Annotated in this window: 4 protein-coding genes; 1 reads left to right on the plus strand and 3 read right to left on the minus strand. The window is 63.1% G+C overall.

Annotation, left to right across the window (positions count from 1 at the left end):
- On the minus strand, positions 1–1,977 hold the full coding sequence (locus tag K5K89_RS28300; RefSeq protein WP_222540638.1) for a methyl-accepting chemotaxis protein: 1,977 nt from the start codon (positions 1,975–1,977) through the stop codon (positions 1–3).
- Positions 1,978–2,154: 177 nt separating this feature from the next.
- Complete coding sequence (locus K5K89_RS28305; RefSeq protein ID WP_058424225.1) at positions 2,155–3,075, minus strand: LysR substrate-binding domain-containing protein; 921 nt, start codon at positions 3,073–3,075, stop codon at positions 2,155–2,157.
- Positions 3,076–3,224: 149 nt separating this feature from the next.
- Here K5K89_RS28305 and K5K89_RS28310 point away from each other — a divergent pair, with 149 nt between their 5' ends.
- Positions 3,225–4,628 (plus strand): NorM family multidrug efflux MATE transporter, encoded by a 1,404-nt coding sequence (locus K5K89_RS28310; protein WP_222540639.1) that lies wholly within the window; start codon positions 3,225–3,227, stop codon positions 4,626–4,628.
- A 66-nt stretch (positions 4,629–4,694) separates the two neighbouring features.
- Here K5K89_RS28310 and K5K89_RS28315 read toward each other — a convergent pair whose 3' ends face one another.
- Positions 4,695–6,359, minus strand: a complete 1,665-nt coding sequence (locus K5K89_RS28315) for a putative bifunctional diguanylate cyclase/phosphodiesterase (RefSeq protein ID WP_071488058.1) — start codon at positions 6,357–6,359, stop codon at positions 4,695–4,697.
- Positions 6,360–6,615: the final 256 nt, after the last annotated feature.

Raw genomic sequence — 6,615 nt, forward strand, 5'->3', positions numbered from 1 at the left:
TCAACGAAACCGATCTACCTCATGCCGCAAGCCTGCCGCCAGGGTCTCCAGTTCCTTGGCGGTAATCGCCAGGTTCGACACCACTTCCCGCTGCTCGCTATTGGCCAGCGCGATGCTCTGCAAGTTGCTGCTGAGCAAGGTCGCGGTGCTGCTCTGTTCCTGGGTGGCGGTGGTGATCGCGGCAAACTGCTGACCGGCCGAGCGGCTTTGCTCGTCGATCCGCGCCAGGGCCGAAGCCACGTCGGCGTTGCGCGACAGGCCTTCCTGCATCAGCACATTGCCGTGTTCCATGGTGCTGATGGCGTTGCCGGTTTCCTGCTGGATGCTCTGGATCATCCCGGAGATTTCATCGGTAGCCTCACGGGTGCGTGACGCCAGGTTGCGCACTTCATCGGCGACCACCGCAAACCCACGGCCCTGCTCACCGGCGCGGGCAGCCTCGATGGCAGCGTTGAGCGCCAGCAGGTTGGTCTGGTCGGCAATCGAGGTGATCACGCCGACGATTCCGCCAATCTCTTGGGAGCGTTGGCCCAAGGTGTTGATCACCGTCGCTGTGCTGTTGAGCGCGGCAGCGATGTGTTCCAGGGATGACGACGCCTCTTGCATCGAGTTGCGCCCGATGCGGGTTTGTTGGGCGTTTTCCTGGGCCAGGCGTTCGGTGCTGCCCATGTTGTCGGCGATGTTCAGCGAGGTGGCGCTGAACTCTTCCACCGCGCCGGCCATGCTGGTGATCTCGCCGGACTGCTGCTCCATGCCTTCATAGGCGCCACCGGACAAGCCGGACAGCGCCTGCGCACGGCTGTTGACCTCTTCAGCCGCCTTGCGGATATGCGAGACCATGGTCGACAGCGCTTCACCCATCTGGTTGAAGCTGCGCGCCAGTTGGCCGATTTCGTCATGACTGGACACATTCAAGCGCGCGCTCAAGTCGCCCGCGCCCAAGGCTTCGGCCTGGCGCACCAGGTCGCCCAACGGCGCCAGCTTGCTGCGCAGCAGCCACACCGTTGCACCGACCGCCAGCAGCATGGCCAGCACGCTGCCTACGACCAGGCGGATACCGACGTCCCACGTCACCGAGCGGATCTCAGCCTTGGGCATGCTCGCGACAACGGCCCATGGCCCGCCCTCGAAGGGTACCGACACGCTGTAGAAATCTTCGTTTTTGTCTGCCCAGAAGCGCCCGGTGCCCGGCGTCTTGGCCAGGTCCAGCATCACGGGTACGGCTTGATCCAGCGCCTGCACGCCCGCCGGCGGTACAAGCCAGCGCTTCTGCTCATCCAGCAAGGCGAGGGAGCCGGTCTGGCCGATGCGGAAACGCTTGAGGTTCTCGAACTGGGCATTCTGCGCATCGGTGTAGTCGAACCCGATGAACAACACCGCAATCACCTGCCCACTGCTGTCGCGCACCGGGCTGTACTGGGTCATGTAGGAGCGGTCGAACAGCACCGCGCGGCCGATATAGGTCTGCCCGCCGAGCACCCGCTGGTAAGCCGGGCCCTGGCGATCCAGCACCGTGCCGATGGCCCGGTTGCCATCCTGCTTGGTCAACGAGGTGCTGATGCGGATAAAGTCTTCGCCGCTACGCACGAATACCGTGGCCACGCCGCCGGACATCTGCTTGAACTCATCCACTTCATTGAAGTTGTTGTTCAACACCTGATTGCCCAGGTACAGGCTCGGCGTCTGCACACCGGCCACGGTCACAGACTGGTCCGCATGCACGCTCAAGCCAGCGCCGAAGCGCTTTTCAAACAGCCCGCTCAAACGCTGGGTACTTTCGCGCAAGGTGCTGTGGAAGGTGTTGAGTTGGTCGGCGAGCAAACGTGCCTCGCTGGCCAGGTGCTCCTCGCGGGTAGCGAGGTTGGCGGAGTCGAGGGAACGCAAGGCAAACACGGTGCTGCCGCTGATGACGACAGCCAGAATCACGGCTAATGCCAGGCCTAACTGGGAGGCTATCCGGGCGCGAGGTTGAGACATGACGGCTCCTGGCCGAGGCCAGGATCATCCTGATCTCATAGCGTTGCTCGGCAAATTATCCAGTGGGAAACGTTGGTGTACGATGGTTCCAACACACCTACTTCGGCGAGCCGAGGCAATACTTGAGCGATCCGCAGGGGTATCACGCAAACGATTGCACGAACAGTCTGTCGCCCCTCACTCGAGGCGTTCGACCTGGGGCAATTCCATCGCCTTGACTTCCGCCTGCAGAAACTCCGCCAGGCGCCGCAAACGCTCGCCGCCGGGGCGGGTTTTAGGCCATACCAGGTAGTAGTTTTCGCCACTGGCCACCGCCGTTGGCCAGGGCAGGCTCAGGCGTCCCTGGGCCACGTCTTCGGCCACCATCAGCAAGTCGCCCATGGACACACCGTAACCCCGCGCAGCGGCGATCATGCCCAGTTCGAGGGTATCGAATACCTGCCCGCCCTTGAGCGACACCTGGGATGACAACCCCATGCGCTCCAACCAATTGCGCCAATCGCGACGGTCGGGCGTGGGGTGCAGCAATTCAGCGGTGGCCAGGCGTGCAGCATCCCAGGGCCCGTCCTCCAGCAGGTTCGGCGCACCTACCGGGATCAGCAGCTCCGGAAACAGGTAGCTGGCCTCCCAGTCCGCCGGGAAGTGCCCGTAGCTCAGCAGCACCGCGCAGTCGAAGGGCTCCTGGTTGAAATCCACCTCGTCCACGCTCATCCACGCGCTGGTCAGTTGCACCTCATTGCCTGGCTGCAACGCGCGGAAGCGGCTGAGCCGCGCCAGCAGCCAGCGCATGGTCAGGGTCGACGGTGCCTTCATGCGCAGGATGTCGTCTTCGGCGTTCAGGGTATGGCAGGCCCGCTCCAACGCTGCAAAACCTTCGCGCACGCCCGGCAAGAGCAGGCGCGCCGCCTCGGTGAGCTGCAAGGTGCGGCCACTGCGCTGGAACAGGCGACAGGCGAAATGCTCTTCCAGCGTGCGGATATGTCGGCTCACCGCACTTTGCGTGATGGATAGCTCCTCCGCTGCCCGGGTAAAGGAATTGTGCCGAGAGGCGGCCTCGAATGCGCGCAAGGCATACAGCGGAGCAAGGCGACGAGACATCGGTAAATTCCTGCATAGCGATCCACCAACACTATCAGATCAATACACATGAGTTTAAGTCATGCACACCATCGCTTTAATCCTTTTGTGTAATTAACCCAGAGCGCCGAGAATCAAGCCTTCCCCAACCCTCTGACTTGTCGAGCGTGATGATCATGCAACATCCGGCACGTACCGAACTCTGGGCCATTCTGCGGCTGTCAGGGCCGTTGATTGCCTCACAGTTGGCACACATGCTGATGGTGCTGACCGACACCCTGATGATGGCGCGCCTGAGCCCCGAAGCCCTGGCCGGTGGCGGCCTGGGCGCGGCGACCTACTCGTTCGTGGCGATTTTCTGCATCGGCGTGATTGCCGCCGTGGGCACGCTGGTGGCCATCCGTCACGGCGCGGGCGATATCGACGGCGCCACCCGCCTGACCCAGGCCGGGCTATGGCTGGCGTGGCTGATGGCCCTGGCGGCCGGTTTGCTGCTGTGGAACCTCAAGCCAGTGCTGCTGATGTTTGGCCAGACCGAGACCAACGTGCACTCGGCCGGGCAATTCCTGACGATCTTGCCGTTCGCCCTGCCCGGCTACCTGAGTTTCATGGCCCTGCGCGGCTTCACCAGTGCAATCGGCAAGGCGACGCCAGTGATGGTGATCAGCCTTGGCGGCACGGTAGCCAACTACCTGCTCAACCACGCGCTGATCGAAGGCATGTTCGGCCTGCCCAAGCTCGGCCTGATGGGTATCGGCCTGGTCACGGCCATCGTTGCCAATGGCATGGCGCTGACGCTGATGTGGTACATCCGCAGCAACCGCACCTATGCGGCCTACCCGCTGAGCACAGGCCTGCTGCGCCTCAACACCCAGTACCTGCGCGAACTGTGGCGCCTGGGCCTGCCGATCGGCGGCACCTATGCGGTGGAGGTCGGGTTGTTTGCGTTTGCGGCGCTGTGCATGGGCACCATGGGCAGTACGCAGTTGGCAGCGCATCAGATCGCATTGCAGATCGTCTCGGTGGCGTTCATGGTGCCTGCGGGAATGTCCTACGCGGTGACCATGCGCATCGGCCAGCACTACGGCGCCGGGCAGTTGCTGCAGGCGCGCCTGGCCGGTCGTGTCGGCATCGGCTTTGGCGCGGCGATCATGCTGGGATTTGCTGCCGTGCTGTGGCTCTATTCCGACCCGCTGATCGGACTGCTCATCGACCACAACGACCCGGCGTTCCACGACGTAATCGTCCTGGCCGTCAGCCTGCTGGCCGTCGCCGCCTGGTTCGAGCTGTTCGATGGCGTGCAGACCATCGCCATGGGCTGCATTCGCGGGCTCAAGGACGCCAAGACCACCTTCCTGATCGGCGCGGGCTGCTATTGGTTGATTGGCGCACCATCGGCCTGGCTGATGGCCTTCACCCTGGGCTGGGGACCGACCGGTGTGTGGTGGGGCCTGGCGCTGGGCCTGGCATGCGCGGCAGTGAGCCTGACCTGGGCGTTTGAGGCGAAGATGAAGCGGATGATTCGCCAGGAGCCGCCGCGGCAGGAAATGTGGGAGGGGGCTTGCCCCCGATAGCGTTGGGTCAGTTGCAGATGAACTGGCTGACACTCCACCATCGGGGGCAAGCCCCCTCCCACATTCCTAACCGAGCAAAGCTTGCTGGCTTTTGCCGAAGGTCAGGTACTCCACCAACTCCGGCAACGGCAGCGGCTTGCTGATCAGGTAACCCTGGGCCTGGTCGCAGCCAAACAAACGCAACAGCGCCAGTTGCTCAGGCGTCTCCACCCCTTCGGCCACCACCTCCAGGTTCAGGTTGTGCGCCAGGTTGATCATGGCATGCACCAGCTTGCGGTTTTCTTCGCGCTCCTCCATGCCACCGACAAAGCTCTTGTCGATCTTCAACAAGGCAATCGGCAGGCTGTTGAGGTGCACGAACGATGAGAAACCCGTACCGAAGTCATCCAGGGAAAACCGCACACCCAGGCGGCCGAGGGCGTCCATGGTCTGCTTGACCAGGTCACTGCGGCGCATCACGGCGGTTTCGGTCAGTTCGAACTCCAGCCATTGCGCCTCCACGCCCCGCTCGGCAATCAGCCGGCTGAGTGTGGAGAGCAACTGGCTGTCCTGGAACTGGCGGAACGACAGGTTGACCGCCATGTGCAACGCCGGCAGGCCGCGTTCGCGTAGGTCCTGCATGTCGCGCAGGGCCCGGGAGATCACCCAGTAGCCCAGCGGCACGATCAGGCCGCTTTGCTCGGCCAACGGCACGAATTCACTTGGTGGCAACAGGCCGCGCTCGCCATGACGCCAGCGCACCAGGGCCTCCAGGCCGACGATATGGCCGTCGTCCAGGTCCAGGCGTGGCTGGTAATGCAGCTCCAGTTCGTCACGGCGCAAGGCGCGGCGCAGCTCGCTTTCCAGGTCGGCCAGGCTGCGCGCGTTGCGGTTGATGCGTTCGTTGAAGATATGAAAGGTGCAGCCTTGGGTGCTCTTGGCCTGCTGCATGGCGATATGAGCGTGCCACATCAAAGGGTCGGCACCGGCGCGAGCGCGGGCATGGGCCACGCCCAGGCTGCAACCGATCAGCAGGCTTTCGCCATCCACCCAATAGGGTTCGGCCATGACCTCGGTAATGCGCTCGGCCATCCACTCGGCACGCTGGGGTGCACGGCGGGTATCGATCAGCAGGGCGAATTCATCGCTGCCCAGGCGCGCCAGTTGGTCGCCGACCTCCAGCTGGCTCTTGAGCCGTGACACCACTTGCAGGATCAACCGGTCGCCGGCCTGGTGGCCGAGGGCATCGTTGGCGTGGCGGAAGTTGTCGAGGTCCAAGTGACCGAGGGCCAGGCCACGCCCTTCATTCTCGGCCAGGCGCGCGGTCAACAGGGTCTGGAAGCCCTGGCGGTTGGCGATGCCGGTGAGCGGGTCCTGCTCGGCCAGGCGTTGCAGGGTGTTTTCCAGCACGCCGCGCTCGCGGACGTGGCGCAGGCAGCGGCGCACTGTATCGGCATCCAATACGTCACGCACCAGCCAATCGCTGACGCCAAGCGGTGAAACCAGCGGTTCCTGTTCCAGCAACAACACGCACGGCAGGCTGCAACGGCCAGGCCCGGGTTGCAGGCTGGGCGTGGTCAATAGCACGGCGCTGTGGTCGTCATCGAACAGACGGCTCACGGATTCCCAGTTTGGTGCGCTGATCAGCACAGCCCCATCGCCCATCGGCGCCAGGCACTCGCGCAATAACGCTGCCCACGCGGGCTCATCGGCCAGCAGCAGCAAACGCAAGGGTTCGACAGGCGTAGACAAGCTAGCTCCCTAGACTCTGCAAAAATTCGTGGCGACGGGCATTATGACGTGCGGCCTGAGAATCACCAATGATAGGGGTTTTCAAACACGCGAACTGTGAACATTAGCCTCAAAACAACCCTCACATCCTGCGGCAAAGTATCAAAACCGGCAAATTTAGATCGAGTGGTACGTCACACTGTCGTTCTGACAGAGCAGAATCCTGCCAGCCTGTTAAAATGCCCGCCCTTTTGAACAACGACTCCCTGAATTCTGT

Origin of the sequence: Pseudomonas sp. DR208 (genome assembly GCF_019823005.1) — a bacterium.
Taxonomy (GTDB): domain Bacteria; phylum Pseudomonadota; class Gammaproteobacteria; order Pseudomonadales; family Pseudomonadaceae; genus Aquipseudomonas; species Aquipseudomonas extremorientalis.

Excerpts from the sequence above, each read along its gene's own strand:
- K5K89_RS28300 (WP_222540638.1), bottom strand. The coding sequence starts at position 1,977 with ATGTCTCAACCTCGCGCCCGGATAGCCTCCCAGTTAGGCCTGGCATTA.
- K5K89_RS28305 (WP_058424225.1), bottom strand. The coding sequence starts at position 3,075 with ATGTCTCGTCGCCTTGCTCCGCTGTATGCCTTGCGCGCATTCGAGGCC.
- K5K89_RS28310 (WP_222540639.1), top strand. The coding sequence starts at position 3,225 with ATGATCATGCAACATCCGGCACGTACCGAACTCTGGGCCATTCTGCGG.